The organism is Chromatiaceae bacterium, from assembly GCA_024235395.1.
Taxonomy (GTDB): Bacteria; Pseudomonadota; Gammaproteobacteria; order Chromatiales; family Chromatiaceae; genus Thiosocius.
On sequence record JACKMK010000002.1, the window covers coordinates 451,396 to 476,221 of the forward strand.

Below are 24,826 nucleotides of genomic sequence, written 5' to 3' on the forward strand. Positions count from 1 at the left end.
CCATGTCGATTGCGATCCTGTTCGCGATGGTGGTCTTCTTCATGCTGGTCGGCGTGCCGATCGCGATGTCGCTCGGACTGTCGTCGATCCTTTTCCTGCTGATCTTCTCGCACGATGCGTCGCTGACCGCGGTGGCCCAGACCCTGTTCGACGCGTTCGAGGGACATTACACGCTACTCGCGATCCCGTTCTTCATCCTCGCCTCGGTGTTCATGTCGACCGGCGGCGTGGCCCACCGCATCATCCGTTTCGCCGTGGCCCTGGTGGGTTCGTTCAAGGGCGGTTTGGCGATCGCCTCGGTGTTTGCCTGCATGCTGTTCGCGGCGTTGTCCGGTTCCTCACCGGCCACCGTGGTCGCGATCGGCAGTATCGTGATCGCCGGCATGGTGCAGCAGGGATACAGCAAGGCCTTCGCCGCCGGCATCATCTGCAATGCCGGTACGCTGGGCATCCTGATCCCGCCTTCGATCGTGATGGTGGTCTACGCCGCGGCCACCGATGTCTCGGTGGGCCGCCTGTTTCTCGCCGGCGTGTTTCCCGGGCTGCTGGCCGGCGGCATGTTGATGCTCGCCGTGTACTTCTGGGCGCGCTTCAAAGGCCTGCCGTCCAATCCCTGGCTGGGTTGGGGCGAAGTGTTCGCGTCGGCGCGCGACGCGTCCTGGGGTCTGTTGCTTGTGCTGATTATCCTGGGCGGCATATACGGTGGCGTGTTCACGCCGACCGAGGCTGCTGCGGTCGCCGCGGTCTATGCCTTTCTCATCGCAAACTTCGTTTACCGCGATATGGGGCCGTTCCGCGACGGTTGGGGACCGATCGCAACAATGCCGCTGCGCGCACTCTCCGTGCTGTGGCATGAGGACACCAAGCACGCGCTGTTCGAGGCCGGCCGGCTGACCATCATGCTGATGTTCATCATCGCCAACGCGCTGCTGCTCAAGCATGTGCTGACCGAGGAGCGCATCCCGCAGATGATCACCGAGGCCATGCTGTCGGCCGGGTTCGGACCTGTGATGTTCCTGGTGATGGTCAACGTCCTGTTGTTGATCGGCGGTCAGTTCATGGAACCGTCCGGCCTGCTGATCATCGTTGCACCGCTGGTGTTTCCGATAGCGATCGCGCTCGGTATCGACCCGATCCATCTTGGCGTTATCATGGTCGTCAACATGGAGATCGGCATGATCACGCCGCCGGTGGGGCTCAACCTGTTCGTCACTGCCGGGGTGGCTCAGATGTCGATAGGAAAGGTGATCAGGGCCGCGATGCCATGGGTCGCGATCATGTTCCTGTTCCTGATCATCGTCACCTATGTGCCGATCGTCTCGACCTGGCTCCCGACGCTGTTGATGGGGCCCGAGATCATCATCAAGTAGCAGCGTTGCCGTTGGGCGCGCCGGTCATTGACCGGGCGCGCCGCGTGCATCCTCGAAGCGGGTACCATTGAGGACTGCGTCGGCGAACACCGCGTTATTCAGGTTGGCCGAACGGAGATTGGCGCCGGTCAGGTCGGCACCCGTGAAGTCGGCTGCATACAGGTTGCACGAACTCAGATTCGCCTGACGCAGGTCGGCCCGGCGGAACAGCGCATCCTTGAGGTTCGCGCCGGAGAGGTCCGCGCGGGTGAGCAGGGCGTTGGAGAAATCGATCCCGATCAGATTCCCGCCCATGGAGATCTGTTCCATGTTGGCATTGGTAAGCCGCGCCCGGGAAATGCGCGCCCCTTTGAGATTCGCCCCCATGAGATCCGCACCGTCCAGCCTCGCGTCTGTCAGATCGGCTTTACGCAGGATGGTGCCGACGAACGTGGCATTGCGCAGATCGGCCTTGGTCAGGTTGCAGCCGGTCATCTCTGCACGGTCGAAACGGTTGCCCGATAGGTCGAGTTGATCGAGTTGCGCCCCGTCCAGCCTGGCCTGGGTGAAGTTGGCGCCGCGCGCCCCGGCGATCTGGCGTAGATCGACGCCGCGCAGGTCCGTCTCACGCATATCGGCACCGTCGAACTGCGCCGCGTCGAACTTGGCGCTGCGCAGCGTCGACCGGACCAGCTTGGCGCCGCGCAGGTCGGCACTGCGCAGATCGGTGTGTTCCAGCATGCTGTCGCTCAGGTCGGCGCCGGCAAGCAGGGCACCGCGCAGTTCGGCGTGTGCCAGGCGTGCGCCGTGCAGGTCAAGGCCGTTGAGATTGGCCCCTGACAGATTGATGCGCCCGAGGCTGGCCTTTTCCAGATCTGCCTGGCGCAGATCGGCGCCGGACAGGTTGGCGCGGAACAGAATCGTCTTGCGGAGCTTGGCGCCGCGTAGGTCGGCGCCCGAAAGGTCGGCACTCATCAGCCGCATGCCGGACAGATCGGCGCCGGCCAGGTTGCATTTCGGGCAGCGTCCCTCGGCGGTCAACCGTTGCAGGTCGGGCGGACCCTCGGCGGCCCCGACGATAGAGGAGGACATGCCGCACAACAATGTCACCGCTGCCCCCAAATTCGCGCGCTTTCGTTGCATTCGTCGGGCCCTTTGGCAGCTTAAGTGACTGAGATTAAAACATATCTGGGGCCTTTTGGGGCCTCCCGGCGGTCAGGTCACCGCGCCCAGTGCGTCGACCACCAGCTGAGCCGCAGCCTCGCTTTGATGTATCTCGGTCGACAGGCGTCGCCGCCAGGCGCGCGCGCCGGGCTGTCCCTGAAACAGGCCGAGCATGTGACGCGTGATGCGATGCGGTGGCGTCCCCCGCGACTGCTCGCGCTCGATGAACGGCAGCATTCTGTCGACCACCACGCTCCGGCTGTCGGCCGGGTTTGCCTCGCCGAAGATCAGCCGGTCCGCGTCGGCGAGCATCCAGGGATTGTGGTAGGCCTCGCGCCCGATCATCACACCGTCCACGAACTGCAGTTGGGTCGTCACCTCGTTCAGCGCGCGAAAGCCGCCGTTGATGACGATCTCGAGGTCCGGAAAATCCTGTTTCAGGGTGTGCACCACGGCGTACTGCAGGGGCGGTATTTCGCGATTCTGTTTCGGGCTGAGACCCTGCAGCCATGCCTTGCGGGCATGCACGATGAAGGTCCGGCAACCGCTCTCCGCGACCGTCGCAACGAACTGCACGAGCGCATCGTAGCTGTCCATGTCGTCGATCCCGATACGGTGTTTGACAGTCACGGGCCGCTCGGTCACCGCGCACATCGCTGCAACGCACTCTGCCACCAGGTTTGGCTCGGCCATCAGGCAGGCCCCGAACCGGCCGGACTGCACGCGGTCGGATGGGCAACCCACGTTCAGGTTGATCTCGTCGTAACCCCATTGTTCGGCGAGCCGCGTACAGGCGGCCAGTTCGTCCGGGTCGCTGCCGCCCAACTGAAGCGCGAGCGGATGTTCCGCCGCGTCGCAGTCCAGAAACTGCGCAGGATCGCGATGCAGCAGCGCGCCGGTCGTGATCATCTCGGTGTAGAGCAGGGTTTGGCGCGTGATCTGGCGCAGGAAGTAGCGGCAATAGCGGTCGGTCCAATCGAGCATGGGCGCGACGGACAGGCGTCGATCAGGTTTTGGTGAGGTCGCTGCGAGCATGTCGCGATGTTATCTGGCGGTATTTCAAGCGCAAGTCGCCAACCGGACCCCGGTGCCTGACACCACGATCAATCAACGGTGCGGCCGGTTTGTCAGGCACGGGTCGTACAGACGTGGCGGGGGGGAGCGGGCTGCTCATGGGTGCGGCGGTCCGCGTCGGGAGCACGTCGCGCCAGGACAGGTTGCGGTACAGGCGACGCGACCTTTCGCGGTGGCCCGCCGTTGCCGGGCCGGGCGAACGGCGTCTGCGCGATCAGCGTCGACCGGAGCGTCGACCGCCCCTCGGTTGGTTCGGTCCTACCCGCAGCACACTGCCGCCTTGTTCGCTGCCGTCGAGAGCGGACATCGCGGCACGCGCCTCATGACCTTCCATGTCGATGGTCGCGAAGCCCTTGCATTCACCCGAGAAGATATCTCTGGCGATCACGACGCCGCGCACGGTGCCATATTGCGAAAACAACTTCGAGACACTTTCCTCGGTGGCCGATCTGGGTAGTCCACGGATGAAAAGGGTAAGCAAGATCAGGGGTATCCTTCGATTCGACTGCAACGAGGCCGCCGCAGGGGGAGGGCTCCTTGGGAACGAGACTGCCGCCGCGGCGTTCGGCCGCGGCAGCAGCCTGGAAATCGCTTAGAGCGGGATTACCTGGTCCGCCTGCGGGCCCTTGGCACCTTGCGTCTCGGTGAACTCGACGCGCTGACCATCGGTCAGGGAGCGGTGACCTTCACCGACGATGGAGCGGAAGTGCACGAACAGGTCTTTGCCGCCTTCGCGCTCGATAAAGCCGAAGCCTTTGCCGTCGTCGAACCACTTCACGGTGCCGGTTTGTCTCTGAGACATTGTTTCATTCCTCGATGGATGTACTGGTGTGCCCGTTTCGCCGGGCGGTCGATTGCCACGAATCTTGGCCGACGTTGCGGAGCTTGATTCGGGTGCATCTTTGGAGGAAACAGCGAACGAAACTTTCAGCAGGCGGGACAAAAATCATGCAGTCCGCGCACGGTACGCCGTTCGACCAGCAATGGCAAGCGCCGCTTGTGCGGGGTTCGGCGTCCGGCACGTGGGACTCGATTCCGCCGCGTCGGCCGCCGCGCTCGCGGCGTGTCGACATCCAGCGCCGATGGGCTCGCGCCATCGCACGGCAGGCCGATTACTTTTTCTGACGTGAAGACCAGATGGGCGGTCTGCCGGCGCCCAGCATATTGCGCTGATTGAACGCCTCGGCCGCCTCTTCCGCATAGCGGGTCACGTCGGCCACGCTCCCCTGTCGCAGGCCGGTGATGGATGCGGCGCGGCTGGTGATCGTGTAGCGGCACCAGTTGTCCGCCTGTCCGCCGCCCGCGGCGTCGATCTCCTCGACCGAGATGACGTGCAGGGTGTTCTGGTTACGATTGTTCGGCCCGGCGGGGTTCGGTGCAGTGGATCGCTGGCGCGGTTTCACCTGCGTTGATTGTGCCGGAGTTTCGACGGGCACCTCCTGCACGCGCAGAATCGCATCCTTGAACAGGCGACGGTCGAGTGCCGCCACAACGCCTTTGGCCTGGACGCCGTCCATCTCGACCACACCCGAAGCAGCCTGTTTGCTTTCCGACGACGATGGCTGCAGTCTTACCGATCGCACGTTGCCATAGGAGGAGAACAACTGCTGTATCTCCTGTTCGGTCGCATCCTGCGGAACGTTCTCAATGCACAGCAGCATGCTGGGTTTCCTCGATTTTACAGCTGTCGACCGCTCCCGCCGCGAGACCGGCACGGACGGGCATTTGGGTGTAGCGGCGAAAGGCCGGCCTGGTCATCAGGCAGTTGGGAGATACGGAATCCGGGCGCTGCTTCGCGGTCAGCGTCGGCGTACCGGCGGAACAGTTGTCACGATGAGGAAACTCCGACGGGCTGATCGCTGCAGGCAACCGGTGCATCCCTGGTCGATGGTCTTGTTCCAATTCGAGTCACTATAACAGACTGGCCCGGTCCTGCGTTGCGGCCGAGTGTTTCATTTGTCATCGAAACCCTATTCGCGGTGTCCTTCGTGGAACTGCAGTTGCCGTTTCGGTCCGGCGGCTGCGTCAGGTATGCCCCGTCGCCGCGGTTCTCGCATGTCGATCGATGCGACCGCGGTATTGAGGGTTGCCCCCAGCATGAGGCACAGTGCATGCGTGGCTCCGGGCTGTCGCCCGCTGAAGCACTGCTACGCCAGCCCGGCGCGGCGATCGCGGGTGTTGAAGATCCGGGGTATTGAATCCACTGTCGGATCTGGTCGGGAGAACGGTGAGGTCGATGCGCGATCTGTCGGTAGATGAGAGACGGACCGAGGCGGCGTCCGATCGGCGTCTGGCGGCGCGGATCGTTGCGCAGTCGGCGCTTTCAGACCGCACACGTGCGGCAATGTGCCGCCTGTATCTGAGTTACTACGAAGCGACCTCGCCAGTGCGCTTCGAACAGGATCTCGCAATCAAGGACGAGGTCCTGCTGCTGCACGACGCTCGCCACGTGCTGCGTGGCTTTTCCACGCTGAAACGCTATGTGTGCGACGGCGAAGCAGGCGCGTGCCGCGTGCTGTTTTCCGGCGACACCGTCGTTCAACACGATTTCTGGGGTGATCAGACGCTGGCGTTCAATTGGATTCGCCGCGCCGGAGCGATCAAGGCGGAATACCCGCACGAGCCGTTGTTCTGGCTGCTGATCGTAAAAGGGCATCGAACGTTCCGCTACCTTCAGGCGTTCTCTCGCGAGTACTTCCCACATTGGCAGCGTTCGACACCGCCGGCGGCGCAGGCGGTGATGGATCGGTTCGGCCAGCGCCTGTTCGGCGAGGCCTACGATCCGGCGAACGGCATCATAAGGTTCGCCGAGTCGCATGGACAGCTGCGGCCGGAATGGGCCGAACCGACGCCCGAGGCAGCCGGGCGGCCCGAAGTCCGCTTCTTTCTCGAACGCAATCCGGGTTACCGTCGCGGCGACGAACTGCTGTGCCTGACCGAACTCTCGCCCGAAAATCTTCGTCCGCTGGCACGGCGCCTGTTCCTGGCGGGGATGCGCGAATGACAGCGTGGTCGGCGATCGCGTCGGCGACTGCCGTCGAACACCGGCTGCTGCTGCAATCCCTCGACGACTGCGGCGACGCGCAGGTGCGCCAGCTCGACCGGCTGCTGGCAGCGAACGCCGGCAGTCACTTCGGCCGGCAGCATGGATTTCATGACATCGGTGACCCCGATGCGTACCGCAGCCGGGTCCCGTTGAGAGACTATGCCGAGCTGACCGACGTTGTGGGTCCGTCGATGGCAGATGGCCTGGTGGGTGAACCGGTGGTGCTGTACGAGGAGACCAGCGGCAGTACCGGTGGGGCGAAGCTGATCCCGTATACCGCGCGTTCGCTGGCCGGTTTTCGCGCTGCCTTGCATCCCTGGTTGCACGACCTCGCGCACGCCTACCCCTCGCTGGGGACCGGATACTTCGCAATCAGTCCGGTCGCACGGCCACCCCGTTCGACGGCGTCCGGCGTTCCGATCGGTGCGGACAACGATAGGGTCTATTTCGGTGAGGCGTTGGCCGAGCCGCTCGCGGCGATCACCGCAGTACCTCCGCAGGTCGCACGGCTGACCGACGTCGATGCCTGGCAATACGCCACGCTGCTACACTTGTTGCGCACGGACGATCTGACCTTTGCGTCGGTATGGAGTCCCACCTTTCTCACCGGCCTGCTGGCAGCGCTGCCGCGGCACGCCGAGAGGCTGCTGCGCCACCTGCATGACGGCGTGCCGGCAGAACCGGGTGGCGAGCCGCCAATCGCCGCGGACCCGGCGCGCGCCAGGACCCTTGCCGACGCACTCGCCGGCGGATCGCCATTCACCCCGCGCTTGTGGCCGGGTCTGAGGCTGATCAGCAGTTGGGCCGATGCCGGTGCGGCACGTTTCCTCGGCGAGCTACAGCATCTGTTTCCGCATGCCGACATCCAGGGCAAGGGGCTGTTGTCGACCGAGGCCGCGGTCTCGCTGCCGCTGACCGGCCACCCCTATCCGGTACTCGCGGTGAACAGCGGTTTCTTCGAGTTCCTCGACAGGCGCGGCGATGCCTATCTGGCGCACGAGACGACGGTCGGCGAAGTCTACGAACTGGTGATCAGCGTGCCGGGCCTGTACCGCTACCGAAATGGCGACCAGGTGCGGGTGCAGGGTCGGGCAGGCAGTACGCCACTGCTCGAATTCGTCGGGCGCGCCGGTCTGGTCTCGGACCTGGTCGGTGAAAAACTCACCGACACCTTCGTCTGCGATTGCCTGGACGACCTGCAAGGGTTCGCGATGCTGGCACCCCGTCTCGATCCCCGCCCGCACTACCAGCTGTTTGTCGAACACGGCGCGAAGGTGTCACTCGCCGCGATAGAAAATCGGTTGCGACGCAATCCGCACTATGCCTACGCACGCGCAATCGGACAGCTCGACCGACTGCGCCTGGTGCCGGTGGACGGACCGTTGCGACGCTACCAGGCTGCGGCACTGAACCGCGGACAGCGCCTCGGAGACATCAAGCCGCCGTCGTTGCGTCCGGAACCTGATTGGGAGACGTGGATGTGCAGCTGATAGACTCGACTCCGGTCATCGCAAGGTGCAGTTCGGCATGAAGATCGCGCTCATTTCGGCAAAGGGCCCGCTGTACCGTCATCGTGGCGGCATTTTCAAAAAGTCGCTGCGCTATCAACCGCTGACCCTGACGACACTGGCCGCATTGGTCCCACCCGAATTGCACGCCGAAGTGGTGCTCTATGACGAAGGCATCGAGGATGTGCCGTCGCGTCTCGATGTCGACCTGGTCGGCCTGACCGTGATCACCGGTACCGCACCGCGCAGTTATGCGCTGGCGGACCACTACCGGCGCAGCGGGATCACCGTGGTACTCGGTGGACCGCATGTCACGCTGCTCCCCGACGAGGCGGCGCGGCATGCGGACAGTATCGTGACCGGCTATGCGGAACAGACCTGGCCGCAGTTGTTGCGTGACCACGCCGCTGGCAGGCTGCAGCCGCGCTACCGGCAGGCGGCCGATTTCACGCTCGATCAACCGGTGTTCCCCGCCCGTCATCTTTTCGATGCGCGTCGCTTCCTGACGCAGGACGTGTTCGAGGCAACGCGCTCCTGCAACCATGACTGCGATTTCTGTGTCGCACCGTCCGCGTGGGGACGGCGGCCCTACCAGAAACCGGTCGAACACGTCATCGAGGACATTCGCCGACAGGGCGCACGCAAGCTGATCTTCATCGACCTGAACCTGATTGCCGACCGCCGCTATGCCGCGCAGTTGTTCGAAGCGCTGATTCCGCTGAAGGTGCGTTGGTTTGGGCTGTCGACGATGCTGATTGCCCATGACCGTGCGCTGCTGAAACTGATGGCACGCAGCGGCTGCAGCGGCCTTCTGATCGGCTTCGAGAGCATCTCACCGAACAACCTCGACAGTGCACACAAACGCTTCAATGATCCAGGAAAGTACAAGGACGTCGTGGCCCTGCTGCACCGGCATGGCATCAGTGTCATGGGGTGTTTCGTGTTCGGCCTGGACGACGACACCGAGGACGTGTTTGAACGTACCGCCGAGTTTGTCGTGGAGGCCTGCATCGACCTGCCGCGTTTCGCGATCGCCACGCCCTTTCCCGGGACACCGTTCTTCGACCGGCTGCACGGCGAGGGCAGGATACTGACCCGTGACTGGGAGTTGTACGACGGCCAGCATGTGGTGTTCCAACCGAAACAGATGAGTGTCGATGCGCTACGTCGCGGCCATGAGGCCGCTTGGCGCCATGCGTATCGTTATCGATCGATTGCGCGCAGGCTGTTCGGTGCACGCATACAGCTGCCGATTGCGATCGCATCGAATCTCGGTTACCGCTTCTATGCCCATCACCTGCATGACTTCTACAACTGTGACTGGGTGATCGGGCAGCGCAGCGCGGCGGCATGATGCGCCTGACCCTGATCCATCCCGCGATCGGTCGGCGGATCGGTCAGCGTTACATCCGCTCGTGGCAGATGGAGCCTTTGCCGGCGGCGCTGATCGCGGGGCTGACACCAGCGGACGTCGAGATCCGTTTCTACGATGACCGCATGGAACAGCTGCCATACGATGAGCCCACCGACCTGGTCGCGCTGAGCGTCGAGACCTACACCGCGCGTCGTGCCTATCAGATCGCCAGCGAATACCGGCGCCGTGGTATCCCGGTGGTCATGGGCGGTTTTCACGCGACCCTGTGCAGCGACGAGGTCGCCCGCTATGCCGAGTCCGTGGTGGTCGGCGAGGCCGAGGAGGTCTGGCCGCTGCTGATCGACGACTTTCGACATGGCCGGCTGCAGGCGCGTTATCAGGGTGCGCCGCGCGCCGGTCTTTCCGGACTGCGGTACGATCGATCGATCTTCGGTGGCAAGCGCTACCTACCGCTGGGACTGATCGAAGCGGGGCGGGGATGCCGCTTCCGTTGTGAGTTCTGCGCGATCCAGAGTTTTTTCAACGCGGGGCATCAGCTGCGGCCGGCTGAAGAGGTCGTGGCCGAGATCGCGCAGTTGCGCGGTACCCGACGCCTGTTTTTCTTCGTCGACGACAATTTTGCCAGCGACCGACAGGCGGCGCGCCAACTGCTCGAGGCACTGATACCGCTGCGCATCCGCTGGGTCACACAGCTTTCGATCGACGCGGCGCACGACACCGAGTTTCTCGATCTGCTCGCGCGCGCCGGATGCAAGGGCGTATTGATCGGTTTCGAGAGTCTCGATCGTGCGACGCTGAAACAGATGGGCAAGGGTTTCAACCTGATGCGCGGTGGCTATGCCGCCGCACTCGACAACCTGCGGCGTGCGCGGATCAGCGTCTATGCGACCTTCGTGTTCGGCTACGACCGCGACACGCCGGAGACCTTCGGGCAGGCGCTGGATTTCGCACTCGCACAGCGTTTCTACATCGCGGCCTTCAACCATCTCACGCCGTTTCCGGGCACGCCGCTGTACGAGCGGTTGCAGCGGGACGGACGCCTGCTGTACGAGCCCTGGTGGCTGGATGAACGGTACAGTTACAATGGTCTGCCGTTCGAGCCGCTGCAGATGGATGCGTCCCAGGTGCAACGCCTGTGCGTCGAGACGCGGCGACGGTTCTATTCACTGCGCAGCATCACGCGCCGCGGTCTGGCCCGGGCCAATCGCGGTGACGCCTTCATGTGGCGCAATTTTCTGCCGATCAATCTGATGCACCGTGGCGAGGTCGGCCAGCGCAATCACTACCCCTTGGGCGATGCCGCCTGGCGGGGCCAGCTGATCGAGGTATGACCAAGCGCGGGCTGGCGATCAGCCAGGCGGGTCCAGCCGACGATCCCGAGCTGCGCGCCTTGTTGCGCGACCAGCCGCTGCCCGGATGGGTGAGCCTGAGCTTCGAACGCGAGCCGGATTTCTTCGCCGCCAAGGACGAAGAGCAAACCGTGCTGCTGGCGCGCGAACGCGGACCTGGGGGCGTCGGGCCGCTGGTCGGGCTCTGCGCGCGTACCCTGCGCCGGGTGTTCGTCGACGGTGAGCCGCGTCGGCTCGGCTACCTCGGGCAGTTTCGTGCGGCCCCGGGCTGGCAACGTGGTTTCCGTGCCTACCGCCTGCTCAAGGCCGGGTTCGAAGTGCTGCAGGGCGATCTGCCGCGAACCGACGAGCTGCCGTATGACCTCACCAGTATCCTGAGCGACAACCGTGCGGCACGGCGCATCCTGACTGCGGGGCTCAAGGGCCTGCCGCGTTACGAGCCGCTCGTCGGGCTGCATACCCTGGTCTACCGTTGTTCCGCGCGGGGCCGGCGAGAGCGGGTCGGGGTCGAGTCGGGCACGGTGGTCGGTCTGGCGGCGATCGCGCGGCATCTGCAATGCCACTACCGCGAATTCCAGCTTGCGCCGGTCTGGGACCTGGCCGCGCTGCGCACTGTGGGTCTGCAGGCCGATGACTTCCTGGTCGTGCGCGAGGAGGGGCATCTGATCGCCTGTGCGGCGCTCTGGGACCAGCGGGCGAGTCGACAGGTCGTGGTCCGCGACTACCGGCGCGCGGTCGCGATGCTCAGGCCCATGCTCAACGTCGCTGCCGCCCTGCTCGGCCTGCCGCGCCTGCCGCGTCGCGGGGCGGCCCTGCAGCAGGCCTGGCTCTCGCACATCGCCTGCGACGCACGGCGGCCGGATGCGTTCCGGGCGCTGCTGGGCGCAGCGTTGGCACGTGGCCGGCGGGCCGGTATCGAGCAGCTGCTGCTCGGATTGGTCGAAGGTCACCCGTTGTTGCCGGTCGCGCGCGCGGCGCGGCGTCATCTCGTGTATCGCAGCGACCTCTTCGTGGTCCGGTTGCGTGATCCTGCAACGCGACACTGCGCCGCCGAGCCGGACGGGAGGCCGTTGTTCATCGAGGCGGCGATCCTCTAGCGTATTGCCGCGCCGATACGAATGGGGTTCGTTTAAAGAATTTCATTATCCCTGCCGCCAGTACCACCGTGTCTCGGCATTGCCGATGTCTGTGTATGCCGTTGCGGGCGCCGAGCGCGCCTGTGCTGCGGGAAGGTCCGGTTGGCGGTATTCCGCCGGGGAAAATCGATGAAAATCAGAACCAAGTTGTTTGGCACCGTAGGGATCGTGAGTGCCTTTCTCGTCGCGCTCGGAGGCACATTTATCTATGAGTTGAACAGCTATCAGGGCCTGCGCGACGTCGAGGGCCTGTTGGCAAGGACCCACGTCGGCGTACTCGAACTGCGCCGTGCGGAGAAGGACTTCCTGGCACGCGGTGAGGGGAAATACCTCGAACGGTTCAACGCGCAGCGGGTGGAGGTGGACTCGCAGTTCGGTCAGCTGTACGACGAGGCCGGCCGCTACGCACTGAACGCCGATTCGGTCGCTGAGGCGCGCACCCATGTGCAGGAGTATGCACAGACGTTCAATACCCTGGCCGAGCGCCAGGCAGTGGTCGGGCTGGACGAGAAGAGCGGCCTCTACGGCGCGCTGCGCAACGCGGTCCACGCCGTCGAAGAGGTGTTCGCGCAACATCATGACCATGAACAGCAGGCCGGGCTGCTGATGCTGCGCCGGGCCGAGAAGGATTTCATGCTGCGCCGCGATCTCAAATACGTCGACACGTTCGACGAGAGTTTCACAGCGTTGCAGGACACGGTCGTGCGCGCGGGACTGTCGAGCGGCGACCGTGAACAGGTGACACAGGGGCTGCAGCGCTATCGCTCGGATTTCCGCGCGCTGGTCGATGCCGAGAGGGCCATCGGGCTTACCCCGCAGGATGGCCTGCGCGGCGAGATGCGGAGCGCGGCACACGAAGTCGACGAACACCTGGAGGAGCTGGCGGATACGCTGGGTGGAGAGATCGCGGTAGCCGGGGTGGCGATCCAGCGCATGGTGGTGCTGGCGGTCGTCGCCGGCAGCGTGTTGATCGCCGTCCTGCTGATATCCCTGGGTGTATCGATCACCCGGCGCCTGCGCGCGGCGATCGCGAACATGCGCCAGGTGGCATCCGGTGACGGCGACCTCAGTCGGCGACTGGATGCCGACGGTGACGACGAACTCGCCGAACTGGCAGCCGGGTTCAATCTCTTCGTGAAAAAAGTGCACGATACTCTGAAGCAGGTCGCCGAACTCACGGCCGAGCTGAGCACGGTCGGGGACGATGTCACCACTGCCGCCTCTTCGACCGAAGACAGCATGCAGTCGCTGCGCAGCAACACGCACACGGTCGTCGTGGCCGCAGAGGAGATGTCGGCGACGGCGCAAGAGGTCGCAGGCAGTGCCAACAAGGTTTCGGTTTCCACCCGTCAGGCAAACGAGATCGCGAAACAGGGCCGTGGGGTGGTCGAACAGAGCATCAACACGATCCAGTCGTTCGCCGAGGAGTTCAACGAGGCGGCCAACTCGATCGCTGCACTACAGACGGAGACTGAAAACATCGGCAGTATCCTCGACGTCATTCGCAGTATCGCCGAGCAGACCAACCTGCTGGCGCTGAATGCCGCGATCGAGGCGGCAAGGGCCGGTGAGCAGGGCCGTGGTTTTGCAGTAGTGGCCGACGAGGTGCGCACACTGGCGCATCGATCGCAGTTGTCGACCAATGAGATCCGGGAACTCATCGAGCGGCTGCAGCAGCGCGCCGGTACCGCGGTCACCCAGATCCAGAATGGGCATGGTCGCGTTGCGGCGACTGTCGAACAGGCGGGCAAGGCCGGCACGGCACTGCGCGAGATCACCGAATCGGTGAGTTCGATCGACGACATGATCACCCAGATCGCGACTGCAGCCGAGGAACAGTCCGCCGTCGTGCACGACATCACCAAGAGTGTCGTGTCGATCGACGGGCTTGCACAGGATGCGTCGGTCAACGCGAACGGTACCCGGGAACTCACCGGGCGGCTGGCGCAGTCGATGGCCCAGGTGACGCGCGAGCTGCGGCATTTCCATTTCGAACACGATGAGCAGCTGGTGCTCGAGCAGGCCAAGGCCGCGCACCTTGCGTGGAAGGCGAGGCTGCGTGACTTCCTGGACGGCAAGTCCCTGCTTACCGCGGACCAGGTGACATCGCATACCCATTGTGATCTCGGTCGCTGGTATTACGGCGAGGGTACGAAGCAGTTTGGCGGGCGCGCCGAGTTTGCGGCGATCGAAGCGCCGCACCAGCAGATCCACGAGGCGATCCGCCGGGTCGTGCAGCTGCGCGAGAAGGGGGATACCGCCGGCGCGGAGTCGGCGTTCAAGCAGGTCTCGACATTGTCGGATCAGGTGGTCGGTCGGATAACGGCACTCGAGCGGGCACTCGCCAACTAGGCTGCGACGGCTAGACCGATTACTGCCCAGGGCGCTTCGGGAATCCAGGTGCCCGGGCGGCGCAGGGATGCGCCGTTGTTCTCGATCGCGGCGCGATCGAGAACAACGCATGGCGACAAGCGCGTTTTCAGATACGCGTGCAGAAAGATGCGTCGGATGGCATCCCGCAGATTCCCCTTCAGCGTCCGCGGTCCAATGCGAACGCCGGAAACCGCGCCTGCAGGCGATGGGTGAACGGTAGCGCAACCGGATCTGTGATGATCCCATACAGGCCCGGGTCGTGCGGCAGGGCCCGCACCGCATCGATCAGGTGTGGCAGCAGTGGTCGCAGCGACGGCTGTTCCCCGCCCAGGGTCTGCAGCACGCGGATACCTGAGCGGCGTGGCGCCAGGAGGGCATGCAACAGACGTTTGAACGCGGCCGCGTTGCGCGCCAGGCGGGTCGCTGGAAGTGCAGCGAAGTACTGTTCGACGAGCGTTTCGTCGAGGTGCACGTGACGTTCCTCGTCGAGCAGATGCAGGCGATGTAGCCTGACGTAGGCCGGGGCCAGCGCATCGATCGGCTGTTGTGCGATCAGCAGCCGGGAGAATGCGGTCGAGAATTCTTCGAGCATCAGGATCAGCCACAACAGGAACGGCCAGCGGTCCGGACGCACGGTCAGCAACCACAGCAGGCCGCGTTCGAGCAGACGGGCACGTGCGAAATGACCATGTCTGTCGGCATAGGCGGCCGGCAGCACGCGCCGGTTGAAATCCAGAAACATGCGGTGATGCCGCGACTCCTCTTCGAGCATCAGCCACAGGCACTCGCTGAGCATCGGATCCGTCGACCGGCAGGCGCCTGCGATGCGTTGTATCACGCGCCGCGTGAAGCCCTGCTCGAACAACATGAACAACTCGTTGGTGCGCAGGCCGTAAAGTTGGTTGTAGCGCAGGCGTTGCCTGTCGTCGAGCCGCTGGTAGAGGGGCGTGTGATACAACTGCGTGAAGGACTCGGGCACGAAGGGCTGGTCCAGCTCGATGGTCGTGAATCGCGGCGGCCGGAAACGTTCGCCGACCGCCCGGCTGCGGGCCGCTATGTCCGATAGCGTGCGCGTGTGCCTGTCCGTCACGCGAGCCCTTGATAGACGGTGCGCGGCAATACCGCCGGCGCGGGTTCGCTGCACGGGCGTGGACCGGACCACAAGGAAAGGTATTGGTTCAGATAATCGCGGTCATAGCCCTCGGCTTGGCCGATCTCGGGCAGGTAGCGCCAGGGCAGGTGAGGATGCTGGTGGTGCACGCGGTCCCAGTGACCGTTGAGCAGCAACCAGCCGATCGGGCGGCTGACCCGCAGGTTGAGCGCACCGTCGCGTACGTCGCGGGGCGTGAAGGCATGTGTCACGTACTGACGGGTCGACCAATTGAACGCAAACGCCGCGTACGCGATCAACACGGCATCCCAGCGCAGTTCAAAGGCGTGAAACAGCAGCACCCAGAACCCGATACCGAACAGCGTCTCGTAGCGTACCCGCCGCATCTCTGCGGCGCCGAAATCGTCGAACAGGACCGCGGTACTGCGCGCACGGCGGAAGGGGCGGCTGCGCAGCCAGCCCGGCACCGCCGCAAGCAGCAGCGAGCCGATCGGGATCAGGTACCACCACAGACCGAGCAACAACCCATACCACTGTCCCCACTTCAGCACACGACTGTCGCCCGGGTAGTAGCAATCGAACATCTCGTGGTCGGTCCGGTTGCAGCAGTGGTGCACGATGTGGGTCACTTTCATCAGCGTGAAGGAAACCGGGAACAACCAGCCGAGCAGCGCGCCGACGCTGTCGTTGATCGGCGGGTGCGGATGCAGTACGTCATGGCTTGCCTCGTGCATCAAGGCATAGTTGCTCAGCAGTACGAACGAAAACGCGATGCCGATCGGCAGCGCCCAGAGGGTCGGCAGGTGCGACGCCAGCCACAGCAGGCCGATGGCGGCAGCGTAGATACAGACTGCGAGCGTCAGATTGAGGCGACCCGGTATCGGGTACTCCCGCGGCATCGCACTCACCGGTGGTACCCCGCTGAGCCCGAACCCTCCGGGCGGCAACGGCGGATGACCTCAAAACGAGGTGGCCGGCCCGGGCGATGCCTTCGCGCACGCGCACTGCGGATTGCGTGCCGCACCATGTAGATCGCCTCGCACCGGGTTTGATTCGCCATTCGGCCTTTATACTCAATCGACCTTTTCAAGACCAGGCCGTGCGGATCGATGCGATGACGCTCAAGACCAAGAGGGTGCCCATTTACATGGCGGTGTTGACCTATCTGCCGCTGCTGTTGATCGGCGGCGGCTTGCTGCTGGCGATGCATGCGCCGACGCCGCTCGGTGCCACAGGGCTGTTCGCCGCCTGGCTCTATCTGTTGCCACCGCTGTTGGGGAGGCTGGTGCTGTTGCGCGGCGTACCGGTGTGCGCTGCTGCCGCGCCGACCGATGCGGCGTTCCGGCGCTGGTGGCTGCTGACCCAGCTGCAGATGCCATTCAACCGCGTCGCTGTGCTCGAAGAGCTGTTGCGACTGGTGCCGGGGCTGTACAGCCTCTGGCTGAACCTGTGGGGCGCGCGGGTCAGCCTGATGACATTCTGGTCGCGCGACGTGCTCATCAGCGAGCGCTATCTGCTGACGATCGAACCAGGGGTTACGGTCGCCGGACAGGTGGGGCTGATCGCGCACCTTGTAGCACCCGATGAAAGTGGCGAGTTGCGCCTGCAGCTGGCGCCGGTTGTCATCGAGGCGGGAGCGATGCTTGGAATCCGCTCGGGTCTGGGACCCGGCTGCCGGGTGTTCGCCGGCGAGTTGCTGCCGGCCGGACGGCTGCTGCCGCCGCATACCGGATGGCGGGACGGGCGTAAGGTCAGGCTGCCGTCCGTGGAGCCCGAATGAGCGGCATCGATCGCGGACGTTGAGCGGTCAATGACGCCGCAACAGCGGCGCTATGACGGTCCCCATCACCAGGCCCACCGCCAGGGCAACAGCTGCCCACACCAGGATGCGCCGCTGTACGGCATTGATGATCGCGTTATCGAGCATGTTCACGCCCGCGTGGAATCCCTGTAACCGCCAGCCACCATCCTGCCTGACCACCGTGGCGGTCCAGTGGGTGTCGAGCGACAGCGATGTGCCGTCGGCCAGGGTGTAGGTGTCGGTGGATGTGCCGTACACGAGACCGGTCTGTCCGTCGATGGCGCGTGTCAGCTCCGTAGCCTGCGGTGCGAAATGCACCGCCTTGAGGGGCGCATCACTGCCCTCGAAATAGTTGCGGACATAGCTGTCGAGCTGGCCGAGGTCGGTCACCACGTGCTGATCGGCGAAGGTCAGCACGAATCCGTCGGCGAGGTACTGCGCCAGCGTTGCGGTATCCAGCCGGTTCAATGCCGCTGTCGCATCGACCAGTAAGCCACGCAGCGCATCGTGATCCGCTTCGCTCAAGGTGCCGCTGACACCCGACTGCGGGGCCTTTGGCACAGGATCGGCGGCAAGCACCGGCATCATCGGCAACAGCAACATCAACAGACAGGCCAAACGCAGCATGGTGCATCTCCTTGTTGATCGATCTTGTTGGTCCCTGTGGTCCGGTCATCGCGACCGAGTTTCGCCGAAGCGCCGTACCAGCAATGCCAGCAGCAATCCACCGGCCACGTCGAGCAGGTGGTGCTGTTGAACGAGCACAACACTACCACACATCACACACAGCCAGACCGATAGCAGGACGCGCGCCCAGCCGGGCGATGGCCGCAGCAGGGCCAGCGACGTCAAGGTGCCGTAGACCACATGCAGTGACGGCACCAGGTTGTACGGCAGGTCGAATCTTGTGATCAACAGGAACGGCATCGGCAGTTCCAGATCATGCGCCGGCGACACGAATCCGATGGTGGTCGGTACCGCGACAAAGACCGCCCCGGCGATCAGCGTCGCCAAACCGAGCTGGCCAGCGAGCCGGCGCAGTGAGGGCACACCGAGTGCAAACGGCGGCAGCACGAACAGCAGAAAGATCGAGAAATAGACGTAGATGAACGCTGGCACCAGCGGCAGACCGGCTTCCCATGGCAGGTACAGCTGGAGGTGATCGCTACGTCCCTGGTTGATCAGATTGGCGCCGCCATAGACGACCAGGAACAACAGATCGAGCGAAAGGCCCAGGACCAGGTAACTGCGCCAGCGCACGCGCGAAGGCCACCAGGTCCAGCCATCGCGGGTTGGCTGCGTCCCCAGGGGCGCACCAAGCCGTTCGTCGGGCCAGGCCGGAGCTTGTTGGGCATCGCTTTCGGACGGCATGGCGGATTTCCTGATCGACGATAAGCGGAGGATCTCAGACCACGCCCCGCATCGAACCCTGAATGGCGCCGTCTGCCGGTCCGGCAGACCGGTCCGGGCAAGGTCCGCCCAATGATCGTTTAAGCGCTGGTTAAGCACCACCCCACAGAATGCGCCCGACAATGTCACTGCTGGAGGTGGGTGGTGGGCAGACTCAAGACGCAAGCGGAGACCCTGGTTCCGACATCCGTGCAAATCGCCGGACCTTCGGGCATCGACCGCCAACTGGCGGAAGCATTCATAAGGCGCGCATTCGACAGGGCCTACGCGGCGCAGGTAACGGCCTTCATGCCGCTGTTGATGACCTTGCGCAACGATGCGGGCAGCCTGCTGGCGGTGCTGGGCGTGAGGCCCGACACGGATCAGCCATTGTACCTTGAGCACTACCTGAGTGAGCCGGTGGAACAACGGCTGGCCGATGCCGCCGGGTCCCCGGTCGACCGGGCGTCGATCGTCGAGGTCGGCAATTTCGCGGTCGGGGCGGCGGGTGGCGGACGTTGGTTGATCACTGCGCTCACCGCCTACCTGTATGCGACGGGGCAGGGCTGGGCGGTGTTCACCTGCGGTCCGACACTGCAGAACGCATTCCGCAGGCTTGGTATCCAGCTGGTCGACCTCGCTGTCGCCGACCCGCTGCGTCTGCCGGAACCGGAGCGCGAACGCTGGGGCACCTACTATGCACAGCGGCCACGGGTGATGGCCGCAAACGTCCAACAGAGCCATGCGGTGCTGTCGACCCTGTTCGAGACCGAATGCGTGTTGCACACCCTGTGGTCGTGCGCCTTGCGTACCGGTGGATTGGCAGCATGAAAATGCTCGAGCGACTGCGGGAACATGCCGCTGCGCATCCACTGCGCACCGCACTTTCCGGTCCGGACTGGCAATTCAGCTATGGCCAGCTTGTCAGCGAGGTGGAGCAGGCGATTCGCCAGTTGTGCGAAGTCGGTACCCAGGTGCTGGCCATCTCGATGGACAACGGACCGGCATGGGTGATCCTCGACATCGCCGCGCTACAGTTGGATATCTGTGTGGTCCCCTTGCCCGGCTTTTTTTCGTCGGCGCAGACGCAGCACACGATCCGTCGAGCTGGCGTGCAGGGGGTCGCGACGGATGACCCGGACGGCCTGCGCGAACGCTGCGGTGGGATGCTGCAGACCGGTGAGCGGACACTCGAAATCGGTGGACAGAGGGTGTCCTGGTTGAAGGTGCAGCAAGACAGTTGCGCCCCGACAGCGCCGCTCGCCCGTGTCGTGCACAAGGTCACCTTCACCTCCGGTACCACGGCCGATCCGAAGGGTGTGATGCTCGACTGGCAGCAGATGCGCGCGGTCGTCGAGTCGCTGGTCGGTGCGGTTGGCATGGCACCGGATGACCGGCACCTGGTGCTGATGCCGTTGGCTGTACTGCTCGACAACATCGCCGGCGTGTATGTCGCATTGTGGGCGGGCGCGGTGGTCGAGCTGTGGCCCCTGGCCCGTATCGGGCTGACCGGCGCGGCAGCTTTGAATGCGCGGCTGATGGTCGATGCGCTCGGCCGATCGCGCGCGACCACGGCGATCTTCAGTCCACAGACGCTACAGGGTGTGGTCGAGCAACTCGAGATGCACGAGTCGTCCGGTCTCACGTTGCGCTTTGCCGCCATCGGCGGGGCACCGGTGTCGCCGCAGCTGCTCGAGCGTGCGGCGCGTGTCGGCGTTCCGGCATACGAGGGCTACGGGCTGTCGGAGTGCGGTTCCGTGGTATGTCTCAACACACCGGCACAACAACGCCCGGGTTCCGTCGGGCGGCCTCTGCCGCACTTGCAGCTTTCGATCGCCGACGACGGCGAGGTGTGGGTGAGCGGTCGCGGATTCCTGGGTTACCTCGGTGACGCCGACCCGCACCGGGCGGTTTGGCCGACCGGTGATCTGGGCGAGCTGGACGTCGACGGCTACCTGTTCCTGCGCGGTCGCAAGCGCAACGTGTTCATCACCTCGTCGGGGCGAAACGTCGCGCCGGAATGGGTGGAACGGGAACTGGTACTGGAAGGCGCGATCCGTCAGGCGGCCCTGTTCGGCGAGGCGCGCCCGTTCAACGTCGCAATCCTGGTGGCCGCCCCCGACGCCAACGTCGCGCAGATCGACGCCGCCGTAGAACGCGTCAACCGCACTTTGCCCGACTACGCTCGGGTTGCGCGATGGGTCAGGGCGCGCAGTCCGTTTTCGGTCGCCAATGGTCTGCTGACCGGAACCGGTCGGATCAGGCGCGATGCGCTGGCGCAGCGCTACGACCGGGTCATCGAGTCGCTTTACAGTGAGGCACTTTCGTCATGAGTGATTTTTTCGAAGAACTGCTCGGGGCCACAGAGCAGGAGCGTGATGCGCTGCTGTCGATCCCCTTCATCCAGCACGGCTGGCGTGGTGAGCTGTCATTGGAAAGCTATACGGCGTTCCTCGGACAGGCCTATCACCATGTAAAGCACACCACGCCGCTCCTGATGGCCTGCGGTTCGCGCATCACACATGACAAGGAGTGGCTGCGCAACGCGATGGCCGAGTACATCGAGGAGGAGGTTGGTCACCAGGAATGGATACTGAACGACATCCGACACTGTGGTGCGGATGCCGAGGCGGTTCGCACGGCGACGCCGTCGGCAGCGACTGAACTGATGGTCGCCTACGCCTACCACGTGGTCGATCGTGGAAACCCCGTCGGCTTCCTCGGCATGGTACTGGTGCTCGAGGGGACCAGTGTGCGGGTGGCCTCCGACGCCGCCGAGCATCTGCGGTCCAATCTCGGGTTGCCGGCGAAGGCATTCTCCTATCTCACCAGCCATGGATCGCTGGATGTGTCGCACATGGATTTCTATCGCAACCTGGTCAACCGCCTGCAGGACGCCAAAGACCGTGATGCGGTCGTGCACTGCGCACGCCGTTTCTTCCGCCTGTACGGCGACATCTTCCGCAGCCTGCCGCTGACACTGAACGAGGCAGCGGCGGCCTAGGTCGGATCCCATTCCGAACAATGACCAACGACGAGGACTGAGAGCATGCAACTTCATGGCGTACGGGCCTTGCTGACGGGTGCAGCGGGCGGAATAGGCAGCGCGGTGGCCGAACGCATGGCGCGAAAAGGCGCCATTCTCGCGCTGGTGGGCCGCCAGGATACGACGCTGGACCCGGTAGTCGAGCGGATACGCGCGGCCGGCGGTGTCGCACACGGCTTTGCCGCAGACCTGAGCGACCGGAGCGCGCGCGAGCAGCTCATCGACACCGCCCGGGCACGCATCGGTGGCATCGACATGCTGGTGAACTGTGCGGGTGCGATGAGCTTTGGCCCGCTCGAGGACGAAGACCCGGTCTTGATCGACCGCGTCGTGCACATGAACCTGGTCGTGCCGATGTTGCTCGCACGCCAGGTGTTACCCGAGATGCTCGAGCGCGGTGATGGTCGGATCGTCAACATCGGCTCGACGTTCGGCAGCATCGGGTTTGCCTGGTTCGCGGCATACTCGGCGAGCAAGTTCGGGCTGCGCGGTTTCTCCGAGGCGTTGCGTCGTGAACTCGATGGCAGCGGTGTCGGCGTGACCTACGTCGCGCCGCGAGCGGTAAGAACCAAGTTCAACAGTGAGGCAGTCTACCGAATGGCGCAGGCGACGCAGATGCAGATGGACGAACCGGAATGGGTCGCACAACACATCATTGCCGCCATCGAGCAGGATGCCAAGGACGTCTATCTCGGGTTCCCGGAGAAGCTGTTCGCTCGCCTCAACGGATTGTTGCCGCGCTTGATCGATGGTGGTCTGCGTCGTCAGACCCGCGTGATGGCACCGTTCGCCCGCGGGTGATGGGTGCATTCCGGGTGCGGCGCTGGTGAATGGGGTCTGCGCCGGCGAACCGGTCGGCTGGTATGCTCGTGCCCAAGGCTGTACTCAACCACGGATTCGGCGGAGGGGGCCGACGGGGAACAATGCATGAGAATATTGCTGGTCGAAGATGATGCCTTGCTCGGTTCGGCGGTGCGTGCCGGGCTCGAACAGTCCGGTTACACCGTCGACTGGCTTCGCGACGGCCGACATGCGGCCACAGCGTTGCAGGATGGTGAGCCGGATCTGCTGGTACTGGATATCAGCCTGCCGGGCAAATCCGGGCTGCAGATACTCGCCGAGCTGCGCGGCCGGGATTCGACGCTACCGGTGTTGATACTGACCGCTCGCGACACGGTCGATGATCGCATCGCCGGTCTGGATGCGGGCGCCGACGACTATCTGGTGAAGCCCTTCGATCTTGGCGAACTGACCGCCCGCTTGCGGGCGATCGCGCGCCGACGGGGTGGACGCGCTACACCGGTGATCCGACACGGTGATCTCACGTTCGACCCGGCGGCGCGTACCGTCGAGATCGATGGCAAAAGCGTGAGCCTGTCCGGCAAAGCGATAGCGATCCTCGAGACGCTGCTCGAGCGACCCGGTGTGCCGATGTCGCGCGACCGGCTGGAGCAGATCCTCTATGGGTGGGGTGAGGGCGTCGAGAGCAATGCGGTCGAGGTGCATATCCATCACCTGCGCAAGAAGCTCGGCAAGGACCGTATTCGCACGATTCGTGGACTGGGCTACATGATCCCGCGGGAATGAAAGCGCACCCCTCGATCCGCCGCCGTCTGCTGGCGATGTTGATCTTTGCGATCCTCGCGGTGTGGGTCGTCGTCCTGCTGCTGGTCTATCGCTCCGCCCATCACGAGGTCGAAGAGGTGTTCGATGCCGGCCTGGCACGCAGTGCGCGGATCCTGACGGCACTGCTGCTGCACGAGTTCGAAGAGGAGCAGGACGTAGCGGACGAGGTGCGTGCGGTGCAGCGCGAGGTCGGCAGTGAGGACTTGAAGTCTCTGCCGCACCTGATCGACGTGCTGCGGCGCTATGCGGCCGGACATGCCAAAGAGCAGCTGAAGCTTTCGATCGCGACCATGGACGTGGAGCACCGGTACGGTTCGGGTCTGGCGTTTGTTGCACGGTTTCCCGATGGCTCCGTGATGATGCGTGACCGGAGTGCACCGGATATCCCGCCGCACGACGATGGTTTTGCCGACGTTCTTGTCGGCAACGCACGCTGGCGCATCTATACCCTGACCGACAAGGAAACCAGTTATGTCGTACAGGTCGGCGAGCGGCATGCGTTTCGTTCCGAGCTGGTGAACTACATCACGCGCAACAGCCTGATGCCTTCGCTGGTGGCGGTGCCGCTGCTCGCAGTGCTCATCTGGGCCGTCGTCGGTCGTGCGTTGAGACCGTTGCAGCGGGTCGCCGAACAGGTCGCGAGCCGCGCCCCGCAGGCGCTGGGGCCGATCGATGACTCCGATGCTCCGCACGAGATTCACAGCATGGTGTGCGCACTGAACAACCTGTTTGCCCGGGTCGATGCGGCCATGGTGCGTGAGCGTCAGTTCACCGCCGATGCGGCGCACGAGTTGCGGACGCCGCTGGCGGCGCTGAAGACCCACCTGCAGGTTGCACGCGCCCGCACCGCGGAAGGCGAGGCGCGCCGATCACTGGATCAGGCGCTGGATGGCGTTGACCGCGCCACGCATTCGGTCGAGCAGCTGCTCTACCTGGCGCGTGCCGATGCCGAAGAGGCCAAGGCCATCGTCAAGCCGGTCGTGAACCTGCGTGACCTCGTGTTCGACGTGGTGGCGGCGTTCAGCCAGCAGGCATTTCAACGCGACATCGACCTGGGTGTCGATGCCGATCAAAGGATCGAAGTGCACGGTGACGCGACCGCGCTGCACGTGATGTTGCGCAACCTGGTCGACAACGCCGTACGCTATACACCGGTCGGCGGCACCGTGACCGTCGCCACGGGCAGCGCCGCCGGTCGTCCGTGGCTCGAGGTGGTCGACAATGGCGCCGGGGTGTCGCCCGAAGACCGCGAGAAAATATTTGATCGCTTTCATCGTGGCTCGGATGAACGCGCCGCGGCTGCAACCGGCAGCGGCCTGGGCCTGTCGATCGTGCAGCGAATCGCCGACCTGCACGGTGCCGAGATCCGGCTCGACGATGGCCCTGAGGGCCGCGGCCTGGCGATACGGGTCTTGTTTCCCGCTGCTTGACCGGACGCTAGCGGACCTCTCGCGTGGCACCCCATCCCCGGGTGCCGCG

23 protein-coding genes are annotated in these 24,826 nt (G+C 64.4%); 14 read left to right on the forward strand and 9 right to left on the reverse strand.

Annotated features, from left to right (window positions below; genetic code table 11):
* Positions 1-2: 2 nt before the first annotated feature.
* Complete coding sequence (locus H6955_10145; GenBank protein ID MCP5313910.1) at positions 3-1,370, forward strand: TRAP transporter large permease; 1,368 nt, start codon at positions 3-5, stop codon at positions 1,368-1,370.
* A 24-nt stretch (positions 1,371-1,394) separates the two neighbouring features.
* Here H6955_10145 and H6955_10150 read toward each other — a convergent pair whose 3' ends face one another.
* The 5 genes from H6955_10150 to H6955_10170 all read right to left on the reverse strand — a co-directional run bounded on the left by H6955_10150 (position 1,395) and on the right by H6955_10170 (position 5,248).
* On the reverse strand, positions 1,395-2,441 hold the full coding sequence (locus H6955_10150; GenBank protein ID MCP5313911.1) for a pentapeptide repeat-containing protein: 1,047 nt from the start codon (positions 2,439-2,441) through the stop codon (positions 1,395-1,397).
* A gap of 123 nt (positions 2,442-2,564) precedes the next feature.
* Entirely contained in the window at positions 2,565-3,548 is a 984-nt protein-coding gene (gene dusA / locus H6955_10155) for a tRNA dihydrouridine(20/20a) synthase DusA (GenBank protein ID MCP5313912.1), read from the reverse strand.
* A gap of 253 nt (positions 3,549-3,801) precedes the next feature.
* Positions 3,802-4,068: an RNA-binding protein gene (locus H6955_10160; GenBank protein MCP5313913.1), complete on the reverse strand. Its 267-nt coding sequence runs from the start codon at positions 4,066-4,068 to the stop codon at positions 3,802-3,804.
* Between the two features lie 111 nt (positions 4,069-4,179).
* On the reverse strand, positions 4,180-4,389 hold the full coding sequence (locus tag H6955_10165) for a cold-shock protein (protein ID MCP5313914.1): 210 nt from the start codon (positions 4,387-4,389) through the stop codon (positions 4,180-4,182).
* Positions 4,390-4,699: 310 nt separating this feature from the next.
* Complete coding sequence (locus tag H6955_10170; protein ID MCP5313915.1) at positions 4,700-5,248, reverse strand: RNA-binding protein; 549 nt, start codon at positions 5,246-5,248, stop codon at positions 4,700-4,702.
* A gap of 629 nt (positions 5,249-5,877) precedes the next feature.
* On the opposite strand from H6955_10170, the gene H6955_10175 reads away from it, so the two are divergent.
* From H6955_10175 to H6955_10200, 6 genes are all read left to right on the forward strand, one after another.
* Positions 5,878-6,591: a hypothetical protein gene (locus H6955_10175; GenBank protein ID MCP5313916.1), complete on the forward strand. Its 714-nt coding sequence runs from the start codon at positions 5,878-5,880 to the stop codon at positions 6,589-6,591.
* Positions 6,588-8,123 (forward strand): GH3 auxin-responsive promoter family protein, encoded by a 1,536-nt coding sequence (locus tag H6955_10180; GenBank protein ID MCP5313917.1) that lies wholly within the window; start codon positions 6,588-6,590, stop codon positions 8,121-8,123. Before H6955_10175 ends, H6955_10180 begins: the two co-directional genes overlap by 4 nt.
* A gap of 37 nt (positions 8,124-8,160) precedes the next feature.
* Complete coding sequence (locus H6955_10185) at positions 8,161-9,495, forward strand: B12-binding domain-containing radical SAM protein (protein ID MCP5313918.1); 1,335 nt, start codon at positions 8,161-8,163, stop codon at positions 9,493-9,495.
* A complete protein-coding gene (locus tag H6955_10190) occupies positions 9,495-10,847 on the forward strand; it encodes a B12-binding domain-containing radical SAM protein (GenBank protein ID MCP5313919.1) in 1,353 nt (450 codons plus the stop codon). Before H6955_10185 ends, H6955_10190 begins: the two co-directional genes overlap by 1 nt.
* A complete protein-coding gene (locus H6955_10195) occupies positions 10,844-11,962 on the forward strand; it encodes a hypothetical protein (protein ID MCP5313920.1) in 1,119 nt (372 codons plus the stop codon). The genes H6955_10190 and H6955_10195 overlap by 4 nt, the downstream gene beginning before the upstream one ends.
* 168 nt (positions 11,963-12,130) lie before the next feature.
* Positions 12,131-14,353 (forward strand): CZB domain-containing protein, encoded by a 2,223-nt coding sequence (locus tag H6955_10200; GenBank protein ID MCP5313921.1) that lies wholly within the window; start codon positions 12,131-12,133, stop codon positions 14,351-14,353.
* A gap of 178 nt (positions 14,354-14,531) precedes the next feature.
* Here H6955_10200 and H6955_10205 read toward each other — a convergent pair whose 3' ends face one another.
* Both H6955_10205 and H6955_10210 read right to left on the reverse strand, forming a co-directional pair.
* The gene (locus tag H6955_10205; GenBank protein ID MCP5313922.1) at positions 14,532-15,464 is read right to left on the reverse strand and encodes a diiron oxygenase; all 933 of its coding nucleotides are present in this window, start codon (positions 15,462-15,464) and stop codon (positions 14,532-14,534) included.
* Positions 15,461-16,384: a fatty acid desaturase gene (locus H6955_10210; protein MCP5313923.1), complete on the reverse strand. Its 924-nt coding sequence runs from the start codon at positions 16,382-16,384 to the stop codon at positions 15,461-15,463. The genes H6955_10205 and H6955_10210 overlap by 4 nt, the downstream gene beginning before the upstream one ends.
* Before the next feature lie 215 nt (positions 16,385-16,599).
* Between H6955_10210 and H6955_10215 the strand changes: the two genes are divergently transcribed.
* Positions 16,600-17,265, forward strand: a complete 666-nt coding sequence (locus H6955_10215; protein ID MCP5313924.1) for a hypothetical protein — start codon at positions 16,600-16,602, stop codon at positions 17,263-17,265.
* Between the two features lie 27 nt (positions 17,266-17,292).
* Here H6955_10215 and H6955_10220 read toward each other — a convergent pair whose 3' ends face one another.
* Together H6955_10220 and H6955_10225 are read right to left on the reverse strand one after the other, a co-directional pair.
* Positions 17,293-17,913 (reverse strand): nuclear transport factor 2 family protein, encoded by a 621-nt coding sequence (locus tag H6955_10220; GenBank protein MCP5313925.1) that lies wholly within the window; start codon positions 17,911-17,913, stop codon positions 17,293-17,295.
* A 45-nt stretch (positions 17,914-17,958) separates the two neighbouring features.
* Positions 17,959-18,657 carry a phosphatase PAP2 family protein gene (locus H6955_10225; GenBank protein MCP5313926.1) on the reverse strand — a complete coding sequence of 233 codons (699 nt, stop codon included), beginning with the start codon at positions 18,655-18,657 and terminating at the stop codon, positions 17,959-17,961.
* A gap of 183 nt (positions 18,658-18,840) precedes the next feature.
* On the opposite strand from H6955_10225, the gene H6955_10230 reads away from it, so the two are divergent.
* The 6 genes from H6955_10230 to H6955_10255 all read left to right on the forward strand — a co-directional run bounded on the left by H6955_10230 (position 18,841) and on the right by H6955_10255 (position 24,777).
* Complete coding sequence (locus H6955_10230; protein MCP5313927.1) at positions 18,841-19,506, forward strand: thermostable hemolysin; 666 nt, start codon at positions 18,841-18,843, stop codon at positions 19,504-19,506.
* Positions 19,503-21,008 (forward strand): AMP-binding protein, encoded by a 1,506-nt coding sequence (locus tag H6955_10235; GenBank protein MCP5313928.1) that lies wholly within the window; start codon positions 19,503-19,505, stop codon positions 21,006-21,008. The genes H6955_10230 and H6955_10235 overlap by 4 nt, the downstream gene beginning before the upstream one ends.
* The gene (locus H6955_10240) at positions 21,005-21,679 is read left to right on the forward strand and encodes an iron-containing redox enzyme family protein (GenBank protein ID MCP5313929.1); all 675 of its coding nucleotides are present in this window, start codon (positions 21,005-21,007) and stop codon (positions 21,677-21,679) included. The genes H6955_10235 and H6955_10240 overlap by 4 nt, the downstream gene beginning before the upstream one ends.
* Positions 21,680-21,724: 45 nt before the next feature.
* On the forward strand, positions 21,725-22,522 hold the full coding sequence (locus H6955_10245; protein MCP5313930.1) for an SDR family oxidoreductase: 798 nt from the start codon (positions 21,725-21,727) through the stop codon (positions 22,520-22,522).
* A 126-nt stretch (positions 22,523-22,648) separates the two neighbouring features.
* Entirely contained in the window at positions 22,649-23,308 is a 660-nt protein-coding gene (locus H6955_10250) for a response regulator (GenBank protein MCP5313931.1), read from the forward strand.
* Complete coding sequence (locus H6955_10255; protein MCP5313932.1) at positions 23,305-24,777, forward strand: sensor histidine kinase N-terminal domain-containing protein; 1,473 nt, start codon at positions 23,305-23,307, stop codon at positions 24,775-24,777. The genes H6955_10250 and H6955_10255 overlap by 4 nt, the downstream gene beginning before the upstream one ends.
* Positions 24,778-24,826: the final 49 nt, after the last annotated feature.

Coding starts and splice junctions, on each gene's coding strand:
- H6955_10250 (MCP5313931.1), top strand. CDS start 22,649: ATGAGAATATTGCTGGTCGAAGATGATGCCTTGCTCGGTTCGGCGGTG.
- H6955_10220 (MCP5313925.1), bottom strand. CDS start 17,913: ATGCTGCGTTTGGCCTGTCTGTTGATGTTGCTGTTGCCGATGATGCCG.
- H6955_10195 (MCP5313920.1), top strand. CDS start 10,844: ATGACCAAGCGCGGGCTGGCGATCAGCCAGGCGGGTCCAGCCGACGAT.
- H6955_10165 (MCP5313914.1), bottom strand. CDS start 4,389: ATGTCTCAGAGACAAACCGGCACCGTGAAGTGGTTCGACGACGGCAAA.
- H6955_10245 (MCP5313930.1), top strand. CDS start 21,725: ATGCAACTTCATGGCGTACGGGCCTTGCTGACGGGTGCAGCGGGCGGA.
- H6955_10235 (MCP5313928.1), top strand. CDS start 19,503: ATGAAAATGCTCGAGCGACTGCGGGAACATGCCGCTGCGCATCCACTG.
- H6955_10200 (MCP5313921.1), top strand. CDS start 12,131: ATGAAAATCAGAACCAAGTTGTTTGGCACCGTAGGGATCGTGAGTGCC.
- H6955_10225 (MCP5313926.1), bottom strand. CDS start 18,657: ATGCCGTCCGAAAGCGATGCCCAACAAGCTCCGGCCTGGCCCGACGAA.
- H6955_10150 (MCP5313911.1), bottom strand. CDS start 2,441: ATGTCCTCCTCTATCGTCGGGGCCGCCGAGGGTCCGCCCGACCTGCAA.
- H6955_10170 (MCP5313915.1), bottom strand. CDS start 5,248: ATGCTGCTGTGCATTGAGAACGTTCCGCAGGATGCGACCGAACAGGAG.
- H6955_10240 (MCP5313929.1), top strand. CDS start 21,005: ATGAGTGATTTTTTCGAAGAACTGCTCGGGGCCACAGAGCAGGAGCGT.
- H6955_10185 (MCP5313918.1), top strand. CDS start 8,161: ATGAAGATCGCGCTCATTTCGGCAAAGGGCCCGCTGTACCGTCATCGT.
- H6955_10145 (MCP5313910.1), top strand. CDS start 3: ATGTCGATTGCGATCCTGTTCGCGATGGTGGTCTTCTTCATGCTGGTC.
- H6955_10255 (MCP5313932.1), top strand. CDS start 23,305: ATGAAAGCGCACCCCTCGATCCGCCGCCGTCTGCTGGCGATGTTGATC.
- dusA (MCP5313912.1), bottom strand. CDS start 3,548: ATGCTCGCAGCGACCTCACCAAAACCTGATCGACGCCTGTCCGTCGCG.
- H6955_10190 (MCP5313919.1), top strand. CDS start 9,495: ATGCGCCTGACCCTGATCCATCCCGCGATCGGTCGGCGGATCGGTCAG.
- H6955_10210 (MCP5313923.1), bottom strand. CDS start 16,384: ATGCCGCGGGAGTACCCGATACCGGGTCGCCTCAATCTGACGCTCGCA.
- H6955_10215 (MCP5313924.1), top strand. CDS start 16,600: ATGACGCTCAAGACCAAGAGGGTGCCCATTTACATGGCGGTGTTGACC.
- H6955_10180 (MCP5313917.1), top strand. CDS start 6,588: ATGACAGCGTGGTCGGCGATCGCGTCGGCGACTGCCGTCGAACACCGG.